Origin of the sequence: Pseudomonas sp. CFBP 8772, assembly GCF_014841665.1 — a bacterium.
Lineage (GTDB): Bacteria > Pseudomonadota > Gammaproteobacteria > Pseudomonadales > Pseudomonadaceae > Aquipseudomonas > Aquipseudomonas graminis_B.
Window position 1 is genome coordinate 570,897 of the sequence record NZ_JACYUI010000001.1, and the last position, 24,925, is coordinate 595,821.

Below are 24,925 nucleotides of genomic sequence, written 5' to 3' on the forward strand. Positions count from 1 at the left end.
AACCGTCACCTCTTAAGGGCTATCGCCTCTTGGACAAGGCACTCAAGGGCAAATTGCTCGGTGTAGGTCATCTGAATCGGCGTGGTCTCGCCCTTGACGGTCCTTTCGCCATCCAGGATGTAGCGGATGCGCTTGTCAGTCACACCGATACGCTTTGCGATCCACGAAGGTGTTTGGCCAATCCGCGAGATCAGCTTGTCAGCGTATTCGGTGGAGGGATTATAGAGTTCTGCGTTGGGTGTCATGTGACGTCCAGGTAGAAGTCGGGCGGGGTGCCCGAGGAGATTGCCACACAGTGTGTCAATAACTGGAGAGTGTGGCGACCTCAATATCACGGGTTTACGCAACATCAGGCTCGGCAAATCTTATGTCCAGCGTACGTGACGACTTGATCATCGCAGCGCACTCATCCCTCGGTACGGGTCTGCTGAAAAGATAACCCTGTATCTGATCGCAGCCATGTTTCACCAGCAGCTCCAGTTGCTCGAATGTTTCGACCCCTTCGGCAATGACCTTCAAGTCCAGCTCATGCGCCAATACGATGACCGCTCGGGTAATCGCCTCGTCTTCATGATTGCTCATGATGTCTTTAATGAACATTCTGTCTATTTTGAGGATGTCGATAGGGAATCGCTTCAAGTAGGCCAGGCTGGAATAACCCGTTCCGAAATCGTCGACCGAAAGGCCTATCCCGTATGACTTGATGTCTCGAAGTATTTCAACCGCCGACTCGGGTTCAATCATCAACACCGACTCAGTGAGCTCGAACTCTAAAAGAGTAGGGTTGATACCGTATTCTTCCAGGATATGTTTGACGATGTTGGCCAGGCCTTTTACCTGAAGCTGCCTGGCGGACAGGTTGATGGCGATGGGTACCAGTCTGATATGACTGTCTTCCCAGCTTTTCAACGTCTCACAGACTTTCCGGATGACCCATTCGCCCACCGGAATGATCAGGCCGGTCTCCTCAAGCATGGGAATAAAATCAGCGGGAGACACCAGGCCGAGCGAGGGATGATTCCACCTTAACAAAGCCTCCAGGCCACTGATGCTGCCATCTGCGAGGCTGACCTTTGGCTGGAAATGCAGAATAAATTCATCGCGTTCCAGCGCACCCCGTAAGAGTGTTTCAGTCTGCAGGCGTTTAACGGCACTTTCGTTCATCTCGGCGTTATAAAACTTGAAATTATTACGCCCACTTTTTTTCGCATGGTACATGGCGGTATCCGCATTCTTGAGGATGACGCCGGCGTCATCTCCGTCAAACGGATAATTGGCGATGCCCACGCTTGCTGAAACAAATATGTCCTGGCCGCGAAGGTTGAACGGCTTCTCCATTGCGTCAACAACATGGGCCGCCAGGGATTTGATGAAACTTGCCGAGTAGACAGTGTGTGTGACCACAATCGAGAACTCATCCCCGCCCAGTCGCGCAACCATGCTGTTCTCATCGATGTACTCTTCCAGACGTCGACTCGCCTGGATAAGCAACTCATCGCCCACGGAATGCCCCATGGTGTCGTTCACGGTTTTGAATCTGTCGAGATCGATAAAGATGACGCTTATTGCAGATGGCGCGGAGGCTGTGCGGCTGATTGCAGCGTGCAGGTAATTATTGAGAAACCAGCGATTGGGCAAGGTGGTGAGCGAATCATTCTCGGCAAGATGGGTGAGTTTTTTCTTCGCGTCATCCCTTTCAAGCGCGGCTGCCAACAGGTTTGCCAATGTCTGGATGTAGCTAACATCTTCACGGGTAAACACGTAGTCAGTGGTGGCATACACCCCAAGAACGCCCTTGAAAACGTCCCTGCACGATATATCAACTTCCAGGGTGCTTCTGATGCCATGGGTTTCCACTGTGTCATCAGTCAACAGCTTGTAGGTGTCATCAGCTCCATCGGAAATGATGGCAAGCTCAGTCGAAGCGCCCATACGGGTGGACACCTCGCTTGCGTAGCTGCGGCGGATGTCATCGTGGGTCAGGCCAATCTCAGCGCTGAGGATCACCCCGTGACTCACTTGGTCAACGACTGATAGCGCTGCCTTGCTCATTTTTAAACCTTGCGCCGCCGTTAGCGCGGCCAGTTGACCCAGGGCTCTGACGTTTTCCTCGGTCAATGCCTGCTGGCCAAACAAGGCGATCAGGTTTTGCCTTCTGGAGTTATCCAGAATGGCGACCTCGAACTCTTTTCGGTCGGTGATATCGATGTCGATGCAGATATATTTTTCAACGCCGCCCCTGTCATCGAGGATCGGGATGATGGTGCGTTGATGCCATTTATCTGTCCCGGCACGACCTGAAAGCCTGACCTCACCGTTCCACACTTCACGTTCAGGTGTCCATTGCCACGGCTGAGTGGCGCAATTCATGCCGTTCCAGACTTCATCGATCGTCAACGCCAGAAGCTCAGCGCGAGAACGCTGGGCGCTCGACACGAATCGTTCGTTAACATAGGTAATACGGCCGGAGGGTGAAAATTCGCAAACGATCGAAACCTCATCCAGGGCATTCTTATGCTGCACCAATGTGTTCATCAACGATTCAATGCGCTGACCAAAGTGGTTGCGCATACTGGCTGCCGTACGGTTTACCGCCTTTATGGCCTCCTGTATTTCCACGGGCGCATCGGCCACCAACATCGCTTCTGCTGCCACCGCACCCGAAGCGATTTCCGCTTCATAAGAGTGAAGTTTGTCCAGGTGTGCGAGCGACCGTTTGATCATGAACCCCATCAACAGCAAACTGGTCAGCAGAAAAAGCACTGCCAGTACGGTCGCCTGCACCACCAACGTACACAGTTCAGCCGCTATTTTCTCGGCATTGAAAGACAGGCGCATCACGCCATAATCTTTGCCCCCGATCGTTATCGGACGGTTGACATCGAATAACCGTGCAGCCACCTCGGATTCTATCCACGCAGGGGCTCTTCCAGCAGGCGCCTTGGGTGCCTGCAGACGAATGACGCCACCTGACAGGTCAATAAACATGGCCGACTTGAACGGTGAGCGAGACAGGGTTTTTTCGAGGGTCCTTTTGATGGTGTCGTAATCGCCGATGATGACACTTTCTTCAACGGCCTGTGCCGCCACCTCTATCAGCATGTTAGCGCTGTCTTGTATCTCTTCAATGTGCTGGAGCATCTGGTTTTTATAAAAAAGACCCAGCCCGGTTGTCAGAAATACTACGATCAAAAAGGACAGCATCGCCAATATGCGCGACGTCAGTGATCTGGGCATCAGGCTTTTAAAGAAATTCATTAACAGCCTCTCCCGCTAGGTGTGAGATTGATTACTTATGGTTTGCTGGAGCGCTGTTATAAAAATCACGATAGGACGCATAATCCGCTTCCGTCGCAGGAATAAACTTGATCGGTTCAGGTGCATGGACGAGCTCAGTCGCGTCATGAAGAATTTTGCTGCCTTCACTATCATATTGCATATTAAAAAATGCATCGGCGACCGCCGTCAGTTCTTTTTGAGACACTCTGGGGGAGGCCATGAGGGCTAAATCGTTGAACAAGGACGAGTTCCACAGTACGCGGAACGACTTGCCTTCTCTTTCGGTGTAGCCGCTGACCAGCTGTGAATTAACCCCCATTGCCTGGGCCTTGCCACTGATCAGCTGGCTGAACGCACCATCCATGTTTCCTGCAAACACCGTAGACGTATTTATCCCTTTCTTTACCAATTCGGCGCTGGTGACTTTATAAGCGATGAACGCTTCGGGTCCCGGGTACACGACTTCCTGGCCTTCCAGTTCAGCAAGGCTATGGATGGGGGAATCGGCAGGTACCACGATTTGCCCTTCCAGGGGAGGGGCGTCACGGCGACCAAACACCTTCCAACCCATTTTGTCGCGCTCTGGACTGAAAAGATGGTTGGTAAAAGCGAAATCAACTTCTTGTGCGAGCACATAACTGGTGGTGTCGGAGGAGGTACGCCCTAATTTCAGGGTCAGGTTCACGCCGCTTTTGTCGGACACGTACCGAATGATCGGGTTCCAGAAACTGGCTGAGAGATTAAGGTTGTATTGATTGACCGGCGAAAAATTGTAGACTTTAACGTCTTCGGCACTCGCCACATTTGACAACCCAAAAGACAGCGCAATAATAAAAGCTTTGCAGGTTAGGCGTAACGTCACGTGTTCACTCCAGCAGTAGACTAGCTTCTGACCCAACGGTGATTAAAGTTAAATCAAACTCATCAATCCAATATAATCGGCCGGGCGCGGGGGATCTTAAGCACCCTTTGCTTAAATAATTAGTTAAGTCTATTGGATCCACTAATCCGCCCGCATTGGTCCCTGTGATAAGGCCGTTACCCCATACTCGTTTGGATGAGGGAGGTGATTGGAGGAAGAGCCGTTATTCCGACAGTGGATGCATTCCTGATGGTGACGCGTCTGGCCCGCTCCGGCATTCGTCCTGGTGGAAGCAAGGCGACCTGAGTGGGTCAAAGAGTTAGTGTGCGGGTCAGTTACCGCTCAACCACTCGCGCTTCCGAGGGTGGCTGGCCGTCTATACCCGCCGCTCTACCCACTGGCAGAAAACGCGGCAATACGATCATGTGCGGTACTGCAAAGGCCGTTAATACAGCGAACAGCGCGCGGATTCCGGTGCCTTCCTGCAGCAGGAAGACAAGACCTCCAACCAAGATGAACAGAGCAGCGCCCAGGCATATTGGCCAAGTGAGGCGCAGGTAGGCAGACAGGTGAGGCGCGCCCAACAGACGCTGGCGAACCTGGGTCTGAGGCGCGGCGTGCAAGCTATAAAATCCAACAGCGAAGCCGACAAGGGGTGGTAACAGCACCACGGCAAACAGCGTGGCCGCTAACCACAGGCTGCGTTGGCGCCAGGAGGCCAGCAGCAATACCGGTAGCGCGATGACGCCGATTGTGGCGAGCAACCACGTCAGCCGTTCCGCCAGTCCATGGGGTTCGCCCGAGCCGATGGTTAACGCGAGCAACCGGGCGACCTCTGTCCCATGCACCACTGCCGGACCGCCAATGATGAAGAGCCCCAACGCCAGCGATGTCAGCCGCTCGTGGAACAATTCATCTTCATGGAAAAAATGCCAGGCCGACAGCAGCAGAAACAACAGGAGTGCTGTCGCACTTGCCAGCTGCCAGCAGAGTAGACAGCCAAGGGCTGTCGCCAGGTAGGAAAAGAGGAAAGCGGGGCGTCGTGCCGTTGCCACCAGATGCATATCGCTTACCCCGTGGAGAAGCCCCAGGCCCAACCCTACCGCCAGCGCAAACGTCATCTGCGTCGCTGCCCCGGCCAGGCTGGCAATCACGGCGGTCGACAGCATGACTAGCCAGCCCGTCCTGTTCACTCTCAGGCGCCTGACTTCGCCAGAGCGGCGTGCAACTTGCGCTCGGAGGTGAAGGCGTACACGACCTTGGCCAGAACATCGAGTACCAGGAAGATCCAGATGGCTGCGGCATCGCTTACCATCCATATCCCCTCTGGCCCGATGGCGAAAACAACCGGGTAGATCAACCAGAGCACAGTGAGAAAACCGATATTTTTACGGTACGCCGCACCAATGGCCGGATGCTGCCCGGCGATATTCGCCAGTGGCTTCCACAGCAGATAAAGCACACCGACAAAAGCCGCGCACGACCAGGCAAAAAATACCCATTTCAAAGTGCCGTAAGGCGCCAACGAGGCGATCAGACCGGCCACTATCATCATCACATCCAGGGTCACGATAGACGCCACGAAGCCGGCTTGGCCTTCCTGCTCACGGGCGCCCAGATACGCCGAACTGACGACCCCGGCCAGGAGCAGAGGCGTGGTTAAGGCCCAGTCGACGTAGCGAGCGAGATAGGTAACGCTGTCGTCCGGTTTGATCAGGTTACCCACGCCCAGGTACATGCAGAGGTAGGCCGTTGCCGCAATGAACGGGACGGCGGAGTGGACCAGTGTGTGGCCGCGCAGTGGGCCGCTGTGAGCGCCTTTGGCATAGATGGCCAACGAGGCAAGCGACATGATGACGAAGCCCAGGAGCAGAGGTATTGGGGTCATTGGGGTGTCCAGATAGTCTATGAGATCCGCTTGGCGACGCCATCTCCCAATCAGAGAAGGTTTTGCCGAGCGCTGCAGTCAGATAGAGAAGTCACGGACTAAAATGGTTCAAGATGTTTCTCGGGTGCTCAAACATTCGGCTGAATGTGCCTTCACCGTTAACACTCACCGCCATGCTTGGCTTTCTGCTCCTTGCGAAATTGCTTCAAACGCATACTCGCCCTTTGCACCGCCGCCATTTTTTCAGGCCGCCTCATGCGTTTCCACTTTCTGATGTCGTCCTTCGTCCGGCCACAACTCACACACAGATCACCCCTGAGCTGGCACACCGCGATGCATGGGTTTTCAATTTCTTTGGCCATCGTCAGTCACCCTTGACCAAGTCGCTTTTGCCAGTTGCCCTCATGAGCGCGCTGGCATTCCTCTTCGGAGTCAAGGCGAACATTGCGATCCGAGAGTTTCAGGTCGATGCAGGCTTCATTCAACGCAATGGCCGTCAGCTCAAAAATGCGCGCCTTCGCTTCAAGCTGAGCGCGCTGTTTGTCCGCCCGCGTTTCGAACACCCAGATCACCTTCAGGGTGTCAGCCAACGCGTTCAGGTCAGCCGTGTGGGTCAGCCAGGCGAAGCCTTTGATTTCACTTTTTGCTGTCTCGCACGCTTCGGTCAGCGTGGCGATTAACCGGCGTTCGATTCGCGCCAGTTCACGTTTGCCGGGTGGCATGGCAATTTCCTCTGGGGCAGGGCAGAAGCGCTCAATCAGGCCGGTCGAAATTCGACCGTCAGGTGCCTGATTTCATGGACCGGCTGGAGACGTTCACGGATGGTGTCGGCGTCCGCAGTGGCGGCGCCAAGGACGCTGACGATGGCCGCATGGGCTTGGGGGCCGACCCGCCAGACGTGCAAGTCGGTGATGGTGGCGTCTCCCGGTTCTTCAACCAACTGGCGGATCTCCTCGGCAACGTGTGCGTCAGTCTGATCGAGCAATACGCCTGCGGTGACGCCCATCAAAGTCCAGGCCCACCGCGCGATAACGAGGGCGCCAACGATGCCCATGGCCGGGTCCAGCCATACCCAGCCCAGATAACGACCGGCGAGCAATGCAGCGATGGCCAGCACCGAGGTCAGCGCGTCCGCGAGGACGTGGACGTACGCCGATTTCAAATTGTTGTCGTTGCCATGAGGGGCATGGGGATGGCCGTGATCATTATGGTCATGATCGTGCTCATGATCGTGTCCATGGCTGTGCCCGTGGCCCAGCAACAGGGCGCTGACGATGTTGACGATCAACCCGGCAATCGCGATGAGGGTAGCGGTGCCAAACTGAACATCGGTGGGCTGCAAGAGGCGCATGACGGATTCAACGCCGATCCCCAGGGAAACCATGCCGAGAATAAGTGCCGACGCGAAGCCGCCCAGATCCCCTACCTTTCCTGTGCCGAAACTGAAGCGCTGGCTGGAAGCGTTGCGTTTGGCGTAAGCATAGGCGGCCGCGGCGATGCCCAATGCACCGGCATGCGTCGCCATGTGAAAACCATCGGCCAGCAGCGCCATCGAGCCGGTGACATACCCGGCGGTGATTTCACCGACCATCATCACCACCGTCAGCGCCACCACCCACAGCGTACGCCTGGTGTTCTCATCGTGCGCCGAGCCCAGGAAGACGTGGTCGTGCAGGTAGTTGATGTTCGGACTTTGCATAAGCGGGCGCCTGGATGTGTTCACTTGGAATAACGACGAATGGCTTCAAGCAGCTCTTCGACACCTTGGTTGCGCTCGGCTTCGCTGAGACCCGGATCCGCCACGTGTGCGCGCGCGTGGTCTTCAATGATCTCCTCCATCAGGCCGTTGATGGCCCCGCGAGTGGCGGCGACAAGGTGCAGCGTCTTGGCGCAGTCGAGGTCCGACTCCAACGCTCGTTCGACGGCCTGGAGTTGTCCGGCGATGCGTTTGACACGCTTGAGAAGATCGTTTTTGTTGGCTGCGACATGGCCCATCGGATACACCCCTGGCTAGACGGGATGCAGCATAGGGGTACCCCCTATACCTATGCAAGGGTTGGCTCGGACACGGATCAACGATGGATCACCCCCGACACGCACGCCGGAAATAGCGCCGCACATCGTCCAGGGCAGGCACGACCGCCAGCATGCCGAGGACCAGCGAAAGCGGTACGGTCGCGGTGTACCCCACGTGTTTGAACCCGTACGCACCCACCACACCGCCGGTGAAAAAGCTCAATGCCAGAGCAGTCAACAGTTTCAGCCGCCCGCGGTTCGCGACCACTCGCGGTTGCCCGGGCGGTGTAGCGCCGTTCCAGTAGACGAGCTTGCCGAGTTCAATACCGATGTCGGTGACGATGCCGGTGATGTGCGTGGTTCTGATTTCAGCCTTGGAAACCTTGGTGATCAAGGCGTTTTGCAGGCCCATGATGAAACACAGCAGCATGACCGTGAGGGACACGACCAATCCGTCCACGGCCGCCAGCCTGGGGCCCAGAAAGCCGAAGCAGAGTAGTAAAAACGCCTCGAACAACAGGGGCAAGGCGAACGCGCTGTGCAGGCGTCTGCGGCGGGAATAATTGACCATGATGGCCGAACAGGCGGCGCCTGCCATGAAAGACAAGAGGGCGCTGCCCCCGCGCAGCAGCAGGTCGTACGCACCCAGCACCGCGTTATCGGCCATGGACGAAACGATGCCGGTCATGTGCGAGGTGTACTGCTGAACCGCCAGAAAGCCCCCGGCGTTGATGGCGCCGGCCACAAAGGCCAGGACAAACCCGAGGTGGCGGTTAGCGTCCGGTGTGCGTCTTCGGCCGGTCAGGCTGCGGATGTATCTGATCGCCATCAAAGGGTCCCGTGGCTGCTGAAGTTCCTGACGCCGTTTTCATCCGATCCGTGCAATCACCGCCTTGAGCCTTCAAGACCCTGATAATGACCTGATCACTCACGTCGTCGGGTATAGCTCAGCAAGCGGTCGGACTCGGCCTTCACCACTGAATAGCATTCGCAGCTCAACCGTTCCAGTCGCGGGCGGTCAAGGACCTTGATCTGGCCCCGAGTGTATTCGATCACGCCTTGGCGCTGCAGCTTGCCCGCCGCTTCGGTCACGCCTTCTCTGCGCACACCGAGCATGTTGGCCATCAGTTCCTGGGTCATGGTCAGCTGATTGCCTTGCAGTCGATCCAGCGACAACAGCAACCAGCGGCACAATTGCTGGTCGATCGAATGGTGACGATTGCACAGACCGGTCTGTGACATTTGCGCAATCAGGGCCTGGGTGTAGCGCAGCATGAGCAGCAACAGCTCGCCGTGACGATCGAATTCTTCCTTGAGTTTATGGCCGGGCAGGCGGAAGGCGCCTCCGGCACTCTGCACCACCGCGCGGCTGGACGTGCTCTCGCCACCCATGAACACGGCAATGCCGACAAGCCCTTCGTTGCCGACCACGGCGATCTCTGCGGAGGCGCCGCTTTCGGTAACCTGCAGCAGGGACACGATCGAGTCGGTGGGAAAGTACACCTGACGCAAAATGTCCCCGGGCTCATACAGCACCTCACCCAATACCAATTGCACCCACTCCATGTGCGGCGCCAGACGCACGAGTTCTTCATCGGCCAGCGCAGCAAGCAGGTGGTTGTCGACGGGCTGCGGCGCGGTGTACATGGTGGAGCTCCAGGAGTGGGGACGACCAACGGAGAGTACTCCAGTGCAGCGCCGGCGCTGGAGGTCAATCATCGGCCGCTTTCGCGTAATCCACCGGCTTGGGGGCTGCCGGCTGCGAACCGCCGCACTGGATGCGAACCCAGCGCTCCACGCCATCGTCCACCAGCGTCAGTGTCATTCCGTCCACCGGCGTGCCATCCAGCGTCATCGAGCTGCCGGCCGTCTCGCCACGGACCACCTCGAAGTGGTACTGCGTCCCTGCAAAGCGGTAACTCAGGTTGAACCCCGGCCAGTCCTCCGGCATCAACGGGTTCAGCTGCAGCAGGTTGCCGCTGCGCTGAAGCCCCAGCAGTGACTCGACGCCCAACCGGTACATCCAGCCAGCGGAGCCGGTGTACCAGGTCCAGCCGCCGCGCCCCGCATGGGGTGCAGTGCCGTAGACATCAGCCGCCATCACATAGGGTTCGACTTTATACGTGTCGATCCTGGGGCTGTTGAGGGGGGCGGCCGGGTTGATCATGTGCAGCAATTGCCAGGCCTTGGCCGTGTCGCCCAAGTGCGCGAACGCCATCGCCGCCCAGACCGCCGCATGGGTGTACTGCCCACCGTTTTCGCGCACGCCCGGCACATATCCCTTGATGTAGCCCGGGTCTTGCAGACCCTTGTCGAACGGCGGATCGAGCAGCAGGACCGCACGGATATCCGGCTTGACCAGGTACTGATCCACCGCTTGCATCGCCCGTTGCTGCCGGGCGGGTGATCCGGCGCCGGACAACACCGACCAACTCTGGGCGATGGAGTCCAGCCGACACTCATCGTTGACTGATGAGCCCAGAGGTTGCCCGTCGTCAAACCAGCCGCGGCGATACCACGCGCCATCCCAGGCAGACGCTTCCAGGTTGTCGCGCAGCTGTTTCGCCTGTTCACCGCAACGTGCAGCGAATTCGCTGTCGCCGTGGCGTTCGGCGACCCGCGCAAAGCGCTCAAGCACATGGCACCCGAAGAAGCCCAGCCAGACGCTTTCACCCCGGCCGAGATAGCCCACGCGGTTCATGCCGTCGTTCCAGTCGCCACTGCCCATCAGCGGCAGACCGTGTTCGCCACGGCTCAGGCTGTGCTCGATGGCGCGGACACAGTGCCGATACAGCGGCTCCTGCAAGGGAGAGAGACCGGGCAGGTCGTAATAGGATTCTTCCCCCGGCCCCAGCGCGCGCCCTTCGAGGTAGCCGGCGGGTTCGTCCAGCACGGACAGATCACCGGTGACCTCGACGTAGCGGCTGGTGGCGGCGACGAGCCACAGGAAATCGTCGGAGCAGGCCGTGCGCACGCCTCGATTGAGGGGAGGGTGCCACCAGTGCTGAACATCGCCCTCGGCGTATTGATGATTGGCGCACAGCAACAGATGCGTCCGCGCAGCCGCCGGATCGGCATGAATCATCGCCATGCTGTCTTGCAACTGATCGCGAAAGCCGATGGCGCCACCCGACTGGTAATAACCGCTGCGGGCGAGAAACCGGCAGGCGATCACCTGGTACATCAACCAGCCGTTGAGCATCACGTCCAGGGCCGGTACCGGGGTCTTCACCTGAACCACCGAGAGCACCGAACGCCAGTGGTCTTTGACTTTCTGCAACTGCTCCGCCGCCATCTGCACGCCTTTGTAGCGTTGCGCCAACTGGGTGGCTGCCTGGGGATTTTTCTCCGCACCCAGGCGCAAAATGACTTCGGTGCCTTGCCCGTGTGCTAGCGCCAACGTCACTTGTATCGCAGCGCACGGGTCCAGACCGCCACCGGTTTTTCCCGACAGCCCCTTGTGCCGCATCGCGGCGGGCGACCGCAGGCTGCCGCAACGTCCGATGAATTCGGTACGGTCCGCCGTGACACTGTGATCGACGGTGTCGGTGTCGAAAAACGCCACGCGCTCGCTGAATTCCACCGACCAGGCGTTGCGCGCAAACAGTGCGCCGCTGGCAGGGTCCGAATGGGTGACCACGTGCATGGCTGATTTGCTGCGCAGATCGCCCAGCACCCACTCCACATAGCCGGTCACCGTCAGGTTGCGCTCTCGCCCCGAGACATTGCGCAGCACCAGCCTGGAGAACTTGATCGGTGCATCCAGCGCCACGTAAACCCAGAGCTCGCTGTGGATGCCGTCTTCCTCGTGCTCGAACACGGTGTAACCAAAGCCGTGGCGGGTTCGGTAAGCGCCAGTGCCCGAAGCGGGTTGCGGGGTGGCCGACCAGAAGTGGCCGGTGTCTTCATCGCGCAGGTAAATGACCTCGCCGACGGGGTCGCTCACCGGGTCGTTGTGCCAGGGGGTCAAACGGTATTCGTGGGCATTTTCAGCCCAGGTGTAAGCACTGCCGGACTCCGAGACCACCGTGCCCATCTGGGCATTGGCGATTACGTTGCCCCAAGGGGCGGGTGTGGGATGGGAGGCCGGGGCGTTGATGATGTACTCATCACCGTCCTGGCTGAACGCACCGTAAGCGTTGCTCAGTGGCAGCGAAACGGGCAACGGCGCAAGGGCCTGTAATGGCGCTGGCACATGAACCACGGTAGCGACAAACGGCGCGTGCACCCGGACGACGCGGCGGCGGTGAACCTGTTCGGCCAGGTTCCCCAGGCCTTCGGAAAACACCAGCCGCGCGGCCGACAGGATCAGCGTGCGGTCTTCGTTGGACATCTGCTGTGCCATACGCACGAATATGCCGCCCGGCCGATCCACCAGCGTCGCTTCGCTGCCGGAAGTGACCAGTCCCATGATCGCGTCCTGCAGTTGCTGGCGATAACCCACCTGATCTTCGTTCCAGATGAGGAGGTCCGTCAGCAGGCCTTTCTGACGCCAGTAGGCGTGGGCCTGAATCATCTTCTGGACCAGCTCGATGTTCTCAAGGCTTCTGACCTGCAACAGCACGATGGGAAGGTCGCCTGAAATCGACTGCCCCCACAGGCCCTGCTGATTGCGCAGGTTGGCCGCCAGCACGGTGCTGTCGGCGCGCAAGCCTGCGTTGGCGTAAATCAGGGAAGAGGCCATCTGTTCAAACAAACGGGCGTCGGCGGGGGAAACGTTGAGCTGACGCAGCAGCACCTGGCTGTGGGTCCACGACAAATCGAAGACCCGGTCCGCCAGGTGTCGGTCCCGGTATTTGTTGATCAGCGAGAGGCAGTCTTCGCGGCTGTCCGCCACGCCCGTGACCAGATCGATGGTGCCTTGCTGCCCGGGCTGCAGGGTAATCCGGCAACGGATGGCGACAATCGGGTCCAGGACCGGGCCGGCGCTGCCTGACAGTTGCTCGCAGTCCGGGTCCAGCGCGGCCGGCGACTGGGTGCTGCGGCCTCGGCCAATGAAGCGGGCGCGGTCGGTCTCGTAGGAGATGGCCTGGATATCAACGCCATGGGCCGCCAGCAGGTGGCACATCCACGGCGTGTGTTCATCGCTGGCCCGCGGGCGACGGCTGCAGACGATGGCTTGCAGCGGCAGCAGCAATTCGGTCTGCACGAATAACTTGCTGAACGCCGGGTGCATGGCGTCCGTTTCCGGCGAGGCCAGCACCACTTCCGCGTAGGTGGTGATCTCCAGCGTCTTCGCAGACTCCCCGCGGTTGGTCACGTGCAGGCGCCGCAGTTCGATGTTGTCTTCAGGGGAGACGACGATTTCCATGTGGGTGTCGAAACCCAGTTCCCGGGTGCGAAACTCGGCGCGGGCATCGCTGAAAATAGCCTCGTGGCTCTCGGCCCGGTGCAAGGTCGGCTGAAAGGCACTGGACCAGACGGCGCCCGTGGCTACGTCTCTCAGGTAACAGAACATGCCCCAGTTGTCCCGGGTCGCATCTTCATGCCAGCGGGTGGCGGCCATGTTGTCGAGGCGGCTGTACCCGCCGCCGGCGCTGCTGAGCATGACGTGGTACCGGCCGTTGGAGAGCAATTGCACCGCCGGGCGCTTATGCCCCGGGTTGGCAAACACCCTCAGGTCGTTCTCCTGCCCGGCGCCGGTATCACTGGCGGCGGGCTGCTGGGCGGTTTGCAGGTAAGGCGCGGCCACTTTCGGCACCCGCTCTTGCAACAGCAGCAGGGCCGATTGCAGGGCCGGGTCCGACTCAAACCGCCGTTGCATCGGCTGGTTGAGCAGCACGCTGGTCAAGGCCAGCAGGCTCATCCCCTGATGATGCGCCATGAAGGACTGCACCCAGGCGTAACGCTGGCCCCGCGGCAGACGCGCTTCGGTGTAATCGACGGCCTCGTAGAATCCGTAGCGCCCGGAGGCGCCTTTGCGGGCCAGACGCTGCAGGTTTTTGCAGGCCGCGTCGGCGTCCACCATCAAGGCCAGGACGCTGGCGTAAGGCGCGACAACCACATCGTCGCCCAGGCCGCGCTTGAGGCCGAGGGCCTGAACGCCGAACGCCCGGTACTGATAATTAAAGTGCGCATCCAGCGTGTAATAGCCCGATTCCGACACCCCCCACGGGATGCCCAGACGTTTGCCGTGTTCGATTTGCACGGCCACCGCCGCCCGGCAGGTCTGGTCAAGCAGGCTGCCGTCGTAGTTGGGCATGACCAGCATGGGCATCAGGTATTCGAACATCGAGCCGGACCAGGACATCAAGGTCGGTACGCCGGCGGAGTCACCGAGCAGTCGCCCGAGGGTGAACCACGCCCGTTGGGGAATCTGCCCCTGGGCTATCACCACGAAGTTGGTCAGGCGCACTTCTGACGCCAGCAGGTCGTAATAACCGGTGTCCAGGCGACGCTCGTCGGCGTTGTAGCCGATCACGAACAAGTCGCGCTTGTTGTCATAGAGCAGGGAGAAGTCCATCTGCGCCAGATCGCTCGTCAGCAGAATCAGGCGATCGATCCGGGCGATAGCGTCGAGGGCCGTTCTGCGCACTGCTGCTATGCGCGGGTGATCCTCCGCAGCCCAGTCAGCTTCGTCCAGCCGGGACAGCGCCCGCAGTGTGCGGCGACGGGGTTGGCGGCCGGCCAAGGGCGGCGGCAGTCGATAACGTTCGAGGGCCGCGAGCCAGTCATCACACTGCGCGAGCAAGGCGTTTTGCCAATACACGCTGTCTTCGCTGCCACCGGCTGCCATGGCTGCAACCCGGGCACGGACGGTCTGTAACGCCGTCAACAGCGCACCGGTGTCATCGGTTCCGGCGGGCTCGTCGAGCAGGGGATAGAGCGCGGTCAACGTGCCAACGGTGTCCGTCGTTTCAAGCAGCGTGTCCAGCGTGATGCGCAGGCCCTTGAGCATGGCGGCATCGAACACCGCAGCGTCGGGCAGCTGGATCAAGCCGGCGCGCAGGGTCAGCAGGTGCCCGGCCAGGTTGCCGCTGTCAACGGTGGAGATGTACTGAGGGCGCAGGGGCTTGAGTGTCTGCGTGTCATACCAGTTGTAGAAATGTCGTTGGTACCGCTCCAGGCTGTCCATGGTGTCCAGCGATGCGGACAAGCGCTGCAGCAGTCGGTCGGTGCTGAGGTAACCGAAGTCGTGGGCGGCCAGATGCGCGAGCAGCGCCATGCCCATGTTGGTCGGCGAGGTCCGGTGGGCGATTACCGATTTCGGCTCCTCCTGAACATTGTCAGGGGGCAGCCAGTTGTCCTGGGGCCCGACGAAGTCATCGAAGAACGCCCACGTCCGCCGCGAGAGCACCTGCAGGAAGCGCAGTGCGTCCACCGAGGGCTCGAACACGGCATTTTCCGGCATCGCGCTCAGGCGCCAGGCGATCCAGGGGCCGGCAGCCCAGGCGAGCAGGAACGGCATGGCAATCAGCAGAGCCAGCGGGTCATTCATCAAACCGGCCAACCCGCAGAGGGCGAGGGCAGGGCCTGCCCACATTTCGCGGTAGAGCCCCGGCAGCGGGTTCTGCGTGTTGCGCTCCACTTCCCGGGAGGGTTGCCACTGCAATAACAGGCGACGGCTGAACAGGATGCGCCAGAGCGAACGGGCAATGGCGCCCACGCTGTAATACATCTCGAACGGCAACCATGCGACGGTGGCAGCGATCTGGGCGAGGTCCTGCCCCAGACTCCTGCACAGCGCGGCCAGGTATTGCCGGTAAGGCACGTTCAACGGCGGTTGCAACCCGTCGGTCAGGGTCCTGAGCAACGGTTGCATGACCAACAAGCCGACCACCGCCAAGGTCCAGGCCAGCGGTTCACTGCTGGCGAACCAGCCCCAGGCCAGCATCAGCAACACTGCCGCCGGCTCAAGGCTGCGGCGCAGATTGTCAAGAATCTTCCAGCGGGCCATGACATCGAGACGGTTGCGTGCCCATTGGCCGCGGGTGTTCAGGGTCCAGGGCAGAATCCAGGGGATCAGCTGCCAGTCGCCGCGAATCCAGCGATGGCGTCGCTTGACGTCCACGCTGTAGCGAGACGGGTATTGCTCGTACAACTGCACATCGCTGAGCAGGCCTGACCGGGCGTAGCAACCCTCGATCAAATCGTGACTGAGGACCTGGTTGTCCGGCAGACAGCCCTCCAGCGCACTGGTGAACGCGTCGACATCGTAGATGCCCTTGCCGATGAAAGAGCCTTGTTTGAACAGGTCCTGGTAAATGTCCGAGACCGCCCGGGTGTAGGGATCGACGCCGCCGCCACTGCCAAACAGGCGCGAATAGATCGAGCGGGGGGTGCTGGTCAGGCTGATGCCGACCTGGGGTTGCAACAGCGCGTAGCCGGAAATGACACGCTCACGTCGCGCGTCGAACACCGGGCGGTTCAGCGGGTGCATCATGGCGGCCACGCACTGGCGCGCAACCTCTCCCGGCAGGAGCGTGTCGGTATCAAGGGTCAGCACATAACGCACCGCGCCAAGGGCAGAGGCGTCGCCCACGATGGTGGTAAAACGGTTGTCGTCCGCACCCCGCAGCCAGGCGTTGAGGTCAGTCAGCTTGCCGCGTTTGCGCTCGTGGCCCATCCAGGCGCGTTCACTGGCGTTCCAGCGGCGCGGGCGGTGAAACAGGAAGAACCGCGCGGGCAGTTCGTCCGCGTACTTGCCGTTGAGTCGGTTGATCGCCGCCGCAGCATAGTCGAGCAGGTCTGCATCCGCTGCCTGCACTTCGGCCGGCGCATCGAGAAAGTCGGTCAGCAGCGCGAAGAAAAGATTGCTGTCGCGATTGGCGAGGAACCTGACTTCCAGGCCCTCTACCAGGTCGTCGACGTCCGCGCGCGAACCGATCAGCGTGGGAATGGCGACCAGCGTGCGCGCTTCATCGGGAATCCCGTTGGCGTAATCCATCTTCGGCAGCATGGCGGGCAGCAGACTGAAGGTGACCAGCCAGTTGATGAGGCTGAAGGCCAGGCGACTGGTCATGACCAGGCAGGGCACTGCCAGTGCGATGAGCGCGAGATCAGGCAGCCCGTCCCGGTGTGCCGAAGACAGCAGCGGCAGCGCAAAAATAATGGTCAGGGCACCGGCAGGTGCCAGGTAAAACGTCAGCGGTGAGCTTTGCAGCAGGCGTTTCCAGCGTTCGTGAAAGGGCACACGGGCGCCCAGCTTTTGCTCGAGCACCCCAATGCCGGGGCCGACCAGGAAATACCCGATATGGCGGGCGAGATCGTCTCCGGCTGACGCGTCCCGGTGTTCTCGGGACAGCGCCACAACGGTCTGCGCGACGGACATTTCAGTGCGTCCACTGCGCCTGGCCAGCCGTTCGATGACGTGGCGATAGCTGTCGCGGGTGGCGAAGTCCATGCGCGGATAGACCTCGGCCGGGTCCTGTTGAAGGGTCTGCTCGACATGGCTCATCCCTTCGACGAACTCACGCCAGGGGGTCGCTGAGAGCAGGCGCAGGCTGGCGATGCTGTTGCTGATGGACATCTGATCCGCCGACTGCTGCTGCGCATCGAATTGTACCTGCCGCTCGATGCTCGAACCGGTCTCGGCGAGCAACTGCTCGATCCAGTTGAGCGGCAGCGCCAGGGCAGCGCTCTGACCCTGCAACCGACGGGCGAACTCGGCAACGAAAGCAGCGGTCGTGGGCGGGGACGAATGGGCCATGTCAGCGACAGTCAGCACCACGCTTTTCACGTCGTGCTCGGACACCTCGATGAGCCGCTCGGCCCAGTCATCAGCCAGGTTGCGATCGTCCCAGTTTGCCATGACCCGGGAGGCCACCCGCCGCAGGTTCTCGATCAACGCCAGGCGCAGCATGATCGGGATAGCCCACAACTCGCCCAGCGCCAACGGCATGACCGTCTGGTACGACACCACGAAGCGCGTAAGGCTCAGTTCGTCAAAGCGGCCATCACCGTGGGAAATGGTCTCCAGGGCAATGTCGTACACCCTCGGCAAACCGCTGGAGGGCCCATTGCTCAGGCGCGGCAACTCACGGCTGTAACCCTGGGGCAGGTGCGACCTGGCTGTGCGGATGTGATCTTCAATCAGGAAAAAATTATCGAGCAGCCACTCGGCGGCGGGGGTGATCCGGCGGTCGGAGGCCTGGGCCTCAGTCAACGCGCTGCAGCTTTCCTTGAGCAATGCCTCGTTGTCATCCAGCCTGCCCAGCAGGAAGTCCCGCGTGGTCACTGCACCGAGCTGATGCTGAGTGGCCAGGTCTATGCCGTGGCTGGCCATCTGGTCGGCGTTGAAGAGTTCGGCGCGCAGCAGTCGCTCGTAGGCGAACGCCAGCTTCGGGTGGGCCCCGGCGCGACCCGCCAGCCTGACCCGTGAGATCGCCTGTTTGGTGCGTGTCCATGTGCTCGTCATTAGTTTCCCTGAAATGACTTGCACTCCGGCGGACGCAGCGTTTTGGGCGGTGTGCGCAGCGGAGCGCCGGCACTGATGTGCCCTGGTGAACGATGCGTTCAGACCACGACAGTGTGAGTACGCTTTCTCAGGGCTGTCTGTTCGCTGGCGCACATAGCGTCGCGCGCAAGCCTTTCCCGGCGCGGTTCTCCATGATGATTTCCCCGCCCAGGCGCCGCGCAATGGTTTGCACGATGGTCAGGCCCAGGCCGACGCCCTGATCATTGCCGCGGCTGTAAAAGCGTTCGAACAGGCGCTCCCGCTCGGCTTCGTCGATGCCAGGCCCCTCGTCGGCAACGCTGAGCCGGAAAGCGCCATCGCCGAAGCCCAGGGTCACACTCACCTGACCCCCTGCAGGCGAGAAATTGACGGCATTGGTCAACAGGTTTTGCAGCGCGATGTCGATGGCAGCGAAATCGGTCGTCACCTCACGGGACGGCTCAGCGCATTCGAACACCAGTTCCAGCCCTCGGCTCAATACCCACGGCGTCATCTGCACCAGGCTGTCGCGCACGGCAGCGACCACGTCAGCGCTGCGCGTCGGCACGGGCCCCGCGCCGGGCTCCAGTCGTGCGATGGTCAGCAGCTGATTGACCAGGCGTGTCGTCCGATCAACGCCCACGATCAGGTAGCTCAGGGACTCATTGCGCTGCGCGTCGTCGCGCGCTTCGAGGACGTTCTGTGCATGCACCCGCAGCACCGCCAGCGGCGTGCGCATTTCATGGGCGGCGTCGGCGATGAAGCGTCGTTCACGGCTCAGCACATCCTGAATCTGTCCGAGCAATCGGTTCAGGGCCGCTTGCATGGGTTCCAGCTCGCTGGGCAGGGGCGCCAGTTGCAAGGGTTCGAGGGAGCCCGGATGACGACCGCGCAGGGTGGCGGCCAGATCGGCCAGCGGCTTGAGGCCCCAGCCAATGGCCAGCCAGATCGCGCCCATCAGCAGCAGGCTGCCGATCAGATTGGGGATCACCGTGTGGCGAACGATGCGGTTGACCAGGTCCGAGCGCACGTCGTCGCGCTCGCCAACCCAGATCACCAGGTCGTGTTGCTCGTCCCTGAGCACGAAGGTGCGCCATTCATGTTTGCCCAGATCATTGATGTCGCTGAAGCCGGTGTATTGAGGCGCATGGGTCAGGGTCGGTGCGCTGGGGGTGTGCACCAGCAACCGGCCTTGAAGGTCCCAGACCTGAAAGGCGATTTTGCTCTCGTAGGGGTGGCCGTCGACTCGCGGTTCGGCCTGAGCCAGGGCCTGATTGAACGCCTGGTACAACTGCGCATGCTCCTGCCGCGCCAGGGGCATGCGCATCACGCCCTGCAGCAACCGGGCGTTGGTGGCGAGCTGGGCATCGTAGACTTCGGCGATTTCGTGGTTGCTGTCATGGAGGTTGACCAGGGTCAGGATCAGCAGGCCGATCAGCACCAGTCCAAGGATCAGGGTCAGCGTGCGGCGGCGGATCGACGTCACGGGCGATCCTCCACCAGGTAGCCGACGCCGCGTACGGTGCGGATCAGCTCGCTGGAAAACTTCTTGCGCAGGTGATGGATGTGCACTTCGAGGGTGTTGCTCTCTGCTTCTTCGTTCCAGCCGTACAGCAACTGCATCAAGCGTTCGCGGGTCATCACCCGGCCCGGTGGCGAGAGCAGTTCGTACAACAGCTGGTATTCCTTGGGGGTGAGGGCGACGAGATCATCCTTGTAACTGACTTGCTGGGTGGTCGGGTCCAGGCGGATGCCCGCGTGCTCGATCGTGACCCGCGCGCGCCCGGCACTGCGCCGCAACAGCGCCCGCAGGCGGGCCTTGAGTTCGGACAGGTCAAAGGGCTTTATCAGGTAATCGTCGGCCCCTGCGTCGAGGCCGGCAATGCGGTCTTCGGTGGCGTCCCGTGCGGTCAGGATCAGCACCGGCAGCGCCGAGCCACTTTCACGCAGGCGCCTCAGCACCGCCAGGCCGTCCAGCCTGGGCAATCCGAGATCGAGAATGGCCAGATCGAAGACCTCGCTCAACAAGGCATGGAGGGCGCTGGCGCCATCTTTCACCCAGTCCACCGTGTAGCCTTCGCGACTCAACGCCTGATGAATGCCCTCGCCGAGGGCGACATCGTCTTCAACCAGCAGCAAACGCATGAATGCTCCGTCATTTCAGTTTCTTGTTTACGTCCACCAGCAATAGCTGGATATCTTTACGGCGTCCACTGTCCGCCACTTCGCGCCCGGGCCGGGGCGCGGCGAGCAAGGCTTTTTCCAGCGCGTCCTTCGCTTGGGCATAGTGACCCTGGCGGTAGAGATGATCGCCCCAGAAGTACAGCGGATCGATGCCGTCGGGATTGAGCTTGAGCGCCTGCTCCAGCAGTGCTTGGGCCTTATCCGGGTCGCCGAACCCGATGGGCCACCCGGGCACTCGATCGTACAGCGCAGCCAGGCTGGCGTAGGCGGAGCCTTGCAAGGCATTGGGGTCCAGCGTCATGGCTTTCTCGAAGTCGGCTTTGGCCGTTTTGACTTTGCTCAGGGCACCCAGTCCGCCCTGGGCACCGGCCCAACTGCTGGTGACAATGCCCGACCATATCCAGGCCTCGGCGACGGCGGGACGCTGCTGGGTGAAAGCGGCGGACGTGGCGGCCAACTGTTCAAATGCCGCGACGCGCTGGTCTTCCGGCAACTGGTATTGAATCCGTGCCCACTCCTGCTGGATCCCGGTCAGGCGTTGCTGGTCCGGTGCATCCAGTGCCCATACCGGGAGGGCGAGGGTGGCGAGCAGTACGACGAGTAGAAGTTTCATGGCTTGGTGCTCTTTTCGTGAGTGGCGCTGCTGAAGCGGCGAATGAGTGGCAGGTGTTTGCGCAGCCCGCGGTCCACCACGGCAGGCAGCAGACTGTTGAGGCGGACGAAGAACTGTTCAGGCCAGCCCATGTAAAGCTCGCGCTGATTGCCGACAATGGCGCGAACAACCGCGGCGGCGACTGTCTGCGGATCGTCCTCGGTGGTTTTCAGGGCGGAGTTGAGGGCGCGCGCTGCGGGACTGTTCATCGTTGTGCGGGTAGCGCGGGGCGCGACGTACAGCACGCCCACCCGCGTATCCGCCAGCTCACGGCGCAGCGCTTCGGAGAACCCCCGCAGCGCAAACTTGCTCGCGCAATACGTGGCGTAACCGGCATAGCCGATCGAGCCATAGGTGGAGCCGACGTTCACCACCATGGCGCGGCTGGCCTGGCGCAGCAGCGGCAACAGCAGGCTGGTGAGCTGGATTGGCGCGTTCAGGTTGATGTCGAGCATCGAATCGATCTCGTGCCCTGGCAGCTGTTCCAGCATGGCGAAATGATTGATGCCGGCGGCGTTGACCAGCAGGTTCACCCCGTTCATCGCTTGCGCCGTCATCAACACGTGCTGACGACCTTCGGCGGTGGTCAGATCGGCCTTCACCCAGTGCAGTAGATGCGGATACTGCTGTTGCAACGGCAACAGCGGCTCCTGATGGCGGCAGACGGCGAGCACTTCGGCGCCATGGCTGCACAGCGCCTGAGCAATGGCCATGCCGATGCCGCCGCTGGCGCCGGTCAGCACCACGCGCGCTTCAGACAGCCGCATGGTCGAGCTCCTTCAAAGGTTCGGCCTGGGCGAGGGGTAACTGACGAAACATGTCGGTGTACAGGCCGTAGACCACTTTCGAGGCCTTGATCACGGCCGCCTGATCCTCCGGATCGTCAAGGCGGTCCATCAGCGTGCGATAGGTTTCCATGTGGCCGACATCGAGGCTGCCATGGGAACTCAGGTAACTGAACGCAGTGGCCGGCAGTGCCAGGCGCTGCTGAATGATGCCGGCGGCATGGGTCGCCAGGGCGATGCTGGTGCCTTCCAGCACGTTGACCATGCCGAACAGTCCCACCGGGTTGCCCCGGGCGATGAGGTCGTAGAGGTAGGCGACCATCAGCTCGATGGGCAGACCGGGCGTGCCGTCGCGCACGGCATCGGCATCGCCACCGCAGGCGCGCAGGTCGTTGAGGATCCACTGCTCGTGGCCGTATTCGTCCTCGATGTACTCGCACACCGCGCCCCGCAGCCATTCCAGCCGGGAAGGCAGCCGCGCGCCACAGGCCATCATCAATGGCACGGTATGCCGCACGTGGTAGTAGGCCTGGGTCAGGAAAGCGCGATAGCTCTCCAGCGAGACTTCACCGTGCAGCGCCTGATGAATGACGGGCAGGTTGAACAGGGTCTCGCGCTCGGTGCGGGTGGCGTCTTGCAGCGCTTGGAAAAAACTCATGATTGAAGGTCCTTTGCTCGCGTGGGCTCGGTGAAAAGATGTCGGTAGTTCGCCAGAATGGCGTCGCGCCGGGGTCGGCCGTTGGCGGTGGCCATGCCATTGGCGGCGGTGAAGGGCTGATCGAGACGGGTCCAGCTGTGGACGCGTGCGTAGTCCGGCAGTGCCTGGTTGGCCTGCTCGACAGCTTGTTTGATCTGCAGGTCGGTGGTGTCGGGGCGCAGCGGCCACAGCAACGCATGATTGCGTGACAGGGCTTCGCCGTAGACAAACGCCTGGGCGATCCGACCGCGTTGGGTCAGCTCCGCCTCGACCCACCCAGGGTTGACGTTGCGACCGTAGCTGGTCACGAACTGATGCTTCTTGCGGCCGTGAAGGTAGAGGTAACCGTTGGCGTCAAACTCACCAAGATCACCGCTCGGCCACCACTCCGGTGTGGGTTCTGCCTCGCCGAGATAGCCCAGCATCCGCGACCCGCGAATCAGGACCTCGCCGTCTTCGGCCAGGCGTATCTGCACATGGGGCAGGGGTCTGCCAACGCTGCCGGGATGGTGGGCGTCCGGGCGGTTGAGGGCCACGACCGACGCGCACTCCGACAGGCCGTAGCCTTCGTACACCGGAATGCCAAGGGCTTCGGCGCGCAGCAACAGTTCGTGGGTGACTTTGGCGCCGCCCACCGCGATGAAACGCAGCGCTGCCGGGTTGAACGCGCGCATTTCGCAAGCGATGACCAGCAGCAACAACAGCTGCGGGACAAGGATCATGCTGTGGGGCTGTCGCACCGCCAGCGTCGACAGCAGACGCGGCAATTCCACACCGCTGGCCCCTTGAATGCCCAGGGTTCGCTGGCTTGGCAGGCTCAGCATCGCCCCGGCGTAAAGCGCGGCATAGCAGCCGACGTTTTCCAGCAGAATGGCCAGAGGCAAGAGTGAAAGGTGGTGGGCGGGCTGGCGAGACTCGCTGGCGCGCTGCACCTCCATGGCCACCGTCAGCACGCTGGTGGCGTCCAGGCAGACGCCTTTGGGGGTGCCGGTCGTGCCAGAGGTAAACGTGAGCTTTGCCGTGCCCTCGGGCAGGGGCGACGGCTGACGGTTCGTGCGCAGCCAGAACCCCTCCTCATGACGCAATGCCGAGGAGGCGAGTTCACTGGCGTACTCGTCGTCAGCAATGACCACGTCAGCCTGGCTCTGCTCCAGGCAATGACGGCGCTGGGCTGCGCTGAAGAACGGCGGCAGCGTCACACAGGCCAGTCCTGCGAACAGAATCGCCAGGTCCCAGATCAACAGGTCCGGGCCATTCTCCAGGGCGAGGGCCACGACCCTTGCGTCCAGGTCCTTGAGCCTCTCCTGGCGCAGATTGATTTCGGCGTCCAGCTCGGCATAACTCAGTTTCAGGTCGTCGCCCCACAGCGCACACGCATCGGGCTGCCCGGCGGCGAGATCAGCGATGCGTTGGCGGAATCTGCTCAGTTCAGGCGACATGGCAGCTGTCCTCCAGGGTCAGGGGCAACCCGAAGCGTTCAAACACGCCGCTGCTGCTCAAGTGCAGGAACCCGGAGCGGATGTCGCCGACGTGCACGCTGGGTTGAGAGTCGTAGTAATTGCCCCAGGCGTGCCGGTCTTCGCCCAGGCGCAGAGGGTCGGCGAGGCACAGTGTAAGGGGGCGCAGGCCGAGGCGATTGAAGCTGTTCACCAGTCCGGCGTTGCCGGTGAACGCCACCCATTCCAGGCCGCTCATGGCGAGCAGCCAGGTCACGGCGATGATGCTCAGCCGCGCGCTGCCCAGGTTGCTGGCGGCGAGGTTGCCCACTTCGACGATGCCCTGACGGTCCACGGCCCTGCCGGCACTGGCTTCGATCATCTGCTCGACAGGCTGATCCAGATAGTTCTCCAGGAACAGTGCGCCGGAGGTGGCTACACGCACGCCGGCCACGGCGCAGAGCGTGCCGGTGTTGTCGTGGAGTCCGAACAACTCCGGCATGAAGCTACGGATCTCGGCGTTGTGCGCCTGGCGGAAGCGATGCTGGATGAACGTCTCGTAGGCGTCGCGCAGTGGCTCCTGAGACAGCGCACGATTGAGCGAGAGGGCCGGTGATTGCGCCGTGCCGAATCCCATAGGCAGGAAATCCAGAGGCAGCGCGCTGGACGGCATTGAGTTCGGTGGTAATCGGTTATTCCAGTCCAGACCCTGCATGGGTGTGGCTCCTCCCCAGTGGTGATGGGGTGGAGT

19 protein-coding genes are annotated in these 24,925 nt (G+C 61.2%); all 19 read right to left on the minus strand.

Annotated features, from left to right (window positions below; all coding sequences use genetic code 11):
• Positions 1-5 precede the first annotated feature (5 nt).
• Positions 6-245, minus strand: coding sequence for a hypothetical protein (locus IFT99_RS02500; RefSeq protein WP_065988840.1), 240 nt, complete (start codon positions 243-245; stop codon positions 6-8).
• A gap of 94 nt (positions 246-339) precedes the next feature.
• A complete protein-coding gene (locus IFT99_RS02505) occupies positions 340-3,258 on the minus strand; it encodes a GGDEF and EAL domain-containing protein (protein ID WP_192130307.1) in 2,919 nt (972 codons plus the stop codon).
• A gap of 31 nt (positions 3,259-3,289) precedes the next feature.
• Entirely contained in the window at positions 3,290-4,141 is an 852-nt protein-coding gene (locus tag IFT99_RS02510; RefSeq protein ID WP_065988842.1) for a phosphate/phosphite/phosphonate ABC transporter substrate-binding protein, read from the minus strand.
• Positions 4,142-4,476: 335 nt separating this feature from the next.
• Positions 4,477-5,310 carry a Brp/Blh family beta-carotene 15,15'-dioxygenase gene (locus tag IFT99_RS02515; protein WP_192130308.1) on the minus strand — a complete coding sequence of 278 codons (834 nt, stop codon included), beginning with the start codon at positions 5,308-5,310 and terminating at the stop codon, positions 4,477-4,479.
• A gap of 26 nt (positions 5,311-5,336) precedes the next feature.
• Positions 5,337-6,029 (minus strand): bacteriorhodopsin, encoded by a 693-nt coding sequence (locus IFT99_RS02520; protein ID WP_192130309.1) that lies wholly within the window; start codon positions 6,027-6,029, stop codon positions 5,337-5,339.
• A gap of 158 nt (positions 6,030-6,187) precedes the next feature.
• Positions 6,188-6,391, minus strand: coding sequence for a DUF1289 domain-containing protein (locus tag IFT99_RS02525; RefSeq protein ID WP_192130310.1), 204 nt, complete (start codon positions 6,389-6,391; stop codon positions 6,188-6,190).
• 6 nt (positions 6,392-6,397) lie between these two features.
• Entirely contained in the window at positions 6,398-6,751 is a 354-nt protein-coding gene (locus tag IFT99_RS02530) for a hypothetical protein (RefSeq protein ID WP_192130311.1), read from the minus strand.
• Positions 6,752-6,786: 35 nt separating this feature from the next.
• Entirely contained in the window at positions 6,787-7,728 is a 942-nt protein-coding gene (gene dmeF / locus IFT99_RS02535) for a CDF family Co(II)/Ni(II) efflux transporter DmeF (protein ID WP_192130312.1), read from the minus strand.
• A gap of 20 nt (positions 7,729-7,748) precedes the next feature.
• Complete coding sequence (locus IFT99_RS02540) at positions 7,749-8,024, minus strand: metal/formaldehyde-sensitive transcriptional repressor (RefSeq protein ID WP_192130313.1); 276 nt, start codon at positions 8,022-8,024, stop codon at positions 7,749-7,751.
• An 88-nt stretch (positions 8,025-8,112) separates the two neighbouring features.
• Positions 8,113-8,874, minus strand: coding sequence for a YoaK family protein (locus tag IFT99_RS02545; protein WP_192130314.1), 762 nt, complete (start codon positions 8,872-8,874; stop codon positions 8,113-8,115).
• Positions 8,875-8,969: 95 nt separating this feature from the next.
• Positions 8,970-9,692, minus strand: coding sequence for a Crp/Fnr family transcriptional regulator (locus IFT99_RS02550; RefSeq protein ID WP_192130315.1), 723 nt, complete (start codon positions 9,690-9,692; stop codon positions 8,970-8,972).
• 64 nt (positions 9,693-9,756) lie between these two features.
• Entirely contained in the window at positions 9,757-18,402 is an 8,646-nt protein-coding gene (locus tag IFT99_RS02555) for a GH36-type glycosyl hydrolase domain-containing protein (RefSeq protein ID WP_192130316.1), read from the minus strand.
• Positions 18,403-18,529: 127 nt separating this feature from the next.
• Positions 18,530-19,906 carry an ATP-binding protein gene (locus IFT99_RS02560; protein WP_192130317.1) on the minus strand — a complete coding sequence of 459 codons (1,377 nt, stop codon included), beginning with the start codon at positions 19,904-19,906 and terminating at the stop codon, positions 18,530-18,532.
• Positions 19,903-20,565, minus strand: a complete 663-nt coding sequence (locus IFT99_RS02565) for a response regulator (protein ID WP_192130318.1) — start codon at positions 20,563-20,565, stop codon at positions 19,903-19,905. The genes IFT99_RS02560 and IFT99_RS02565 overlap by 4 nt, the downstream gene beginning before the upstream one ends.
• 10 nt (positions 20,566-20,575) lie before the next feature.
• A complete protein-coding gene (locus tag IFT99_RS02570) occupies positions 20,576-21,217 on the minus strand; it encodes a tetratricopeptide repeat protein (RefSeq protein ID WP_192130319.1) in 642 nt (213 codons plus the stop codon).
• Positions 21,214-22,023, minus strand: a complete 810-nt coding sequence (locus tag IFT99_RS02575; protein WP_192130320.1) for an SDR family oxidoreductase — start codon at positions 22,021-22,023, stop codon at positions 21,214-21,216. The genes IFT99_RS02570 and IFT99_RS02575 overlap by 4 nt, the downstream gene beginning before the upstream one ends.
• The gene (locus IFT99_RS02580; RefSeq protein WP_192130321.1) at positions 22,010-22,699 is read right to left on the minus strand and encodes a TenA family transcriptional regulator; all 690 of its coding nucleotides are present in this window, start codon (positions 22,697-22,699) and stop codon (positions 22,010-22,012) included. Before IFT99_RS02580 ends, IFT99_RS02575 begins: the two co-directional genes overlap by 14 nt.
• On the minus strand, positions 22,696-24,177 hold the full coding sequence (locus tag IFT99_RS02585) for an AMP-binding protein (protein ID WP_192130322.1): 1,482 nt from the start codon (positions 24,175-24,177) through the stop codon (positions 22,696-22,698). Before IFT99_RS02585 ends, IFT99_RS02580 begins: the two co-directional genes overlap by 4 nt.
• Positions 24,167-24,889 carry a thermostable hemolysin gene (locus tag IFT99_RS02590; RefSeq protein ID WP_192130323.1) on the minus strand — a complete coding sequence of 241 codons (723 nt, stop codon included), beginning with the start codon at positions 24,887-24,889 and terminating at the stop codon, positions 24,167-24,169. Before IFT99_RS02590 ends, IFT99_RS02585 begins: the two co-directional genes overlap by 11 nt.
• Positions 24,890-24,925: the final 36 nt, after the last annotated feature.

What these genes read in the sequence shown, in the direction of transcription:
- IFT99_RS02555 (WP_192130316.1), bottom strand. Translation starts at nt 18,402, where the DNA reads ATGACGAGCACATGGACACGCACCAAACAGGCGATCTCACGGGTCAGG.
- IFT99_RS02530 (WP_192130311.1), bottom strand. Translation starts at nt 6,751, where the DNA reads ATGCCACCCGGCAAACGTGAACTGGCGCGAATCGAACGCCGGTTAATC.
- IFT99_RS02515 (WP_192130308.1), bottom strand. Translation starts at nt 5,310, where the DNA reads ATGCTGTCGACCGCCGTGATTGCCAGCCTGGCCGGGGCAGCGACGCAG.
- IFT99_RS02580 (WP_192130321.1), bottom strand. Translation starts at nt 22,699, where the DNA reads ATGAGTTTTTTCCAAGCGCTGCAAGACGCCACCCGCACCGAGCGCGAG.
- IFT99_RS02500 (WP_065988840.1), bottom strand. Translation starts at nt 245, where the DNA reads ATGACACCCAACGCAGAACTCTATAATCCCTCCACCGAATACGCTGAC.
- IFT99_RS02565 (WP_192130318.1), bottom strand. Translation starts at nt 20,565, where the DNA reads ATGCGTTTGCTGCTGGTTGAAGACGATGTCGCCCTCGGCGAGGGCATT.
- IFT99_RS02585 (WP_192130322.1), bottom strand. Translation starts at nt 24,177, where the DNA reads ATGTCGCCTGAACTGAGCAGATTCCGCCAACGCATCGCTGATCTCGCC.
- IFT99_RS02520 (WP_192130309.1), bottom strand. Translation starts at nt 6,029, where the DNA reads ATGACCCCAATACCTCTGCTCCTGGGCTTCGTCATCATGTCGCTTGCC.
- IFT99_RS02570 (WP_192130319.1), bottom strand. Translation starts at nt 21,217, where the DNA reads ATGAAACTTCTACTCGTCGTACTGCTCGCCACCCTCGCCCTCCCGGTA.
- IFT99_RS02590 (WP_192130323.1), bottom strand. Translation starts at nt 24,889, where the DNA reads ATGCAGGGTCTGGACTGGAATAACCGATTACCACCGAACTCAATGCCG.
- IFT99_RS02575 (WP_192130320.1), bottom strand. Translation starts at nt 22,023, where the DNA reads ATGCGGCTGTCTGAAGCGCGCGTGGTGCTGACCGGCGCCAGCGGCGGC.
- IFT99_RS02540 (WP_192130313.1), bottom strand. Translation starts at nt 8,024, where the DNA reads ATGGGCCATGTCGCAGCCAACAAAAACGATCTTCTCAAGCGTGTCAAA.
- IFT99_RS02525 (WP_192130310.1), bottom strand. Translation starts at nt 6,391, where the DNA reads ATGGCCAAAGAAATTGAAAACCCATGCATCGCGGTGTGCCAGCTCAGG.
- IFT99_RS02550 (WP_192130315.1), bottom strand. Translation starts at nt 9,692, where the DNA reads ATGTACACCGCGCCGCAGCCCGTCGACAACCACCTGCTTGCTGCGCTG.
- IFT99_RS02545 (WP_192130314.1), bottom strand. Translation starts at nt 8,874, where the DNA reads ATGGCGATCAGATACATCCGCAGCCTGACCGGCCGAAGACGCACACCG.
- dmeF (WP_192130312.1), bottom strand. Translation starts at nt 7,728, where the DNA reads ATGCAAAGTCCGAACATCAACTACCTGCACGACCACGTCTTCCTGGGC.
- IFT99_RS02505 (WP_192130307.1), bottom strand. Translation starts at nt 3,258, where the DNA reads ATGAATTTCTTTAAAAGCCTGATGCCCAGATCACTGACGTCGCGCATA.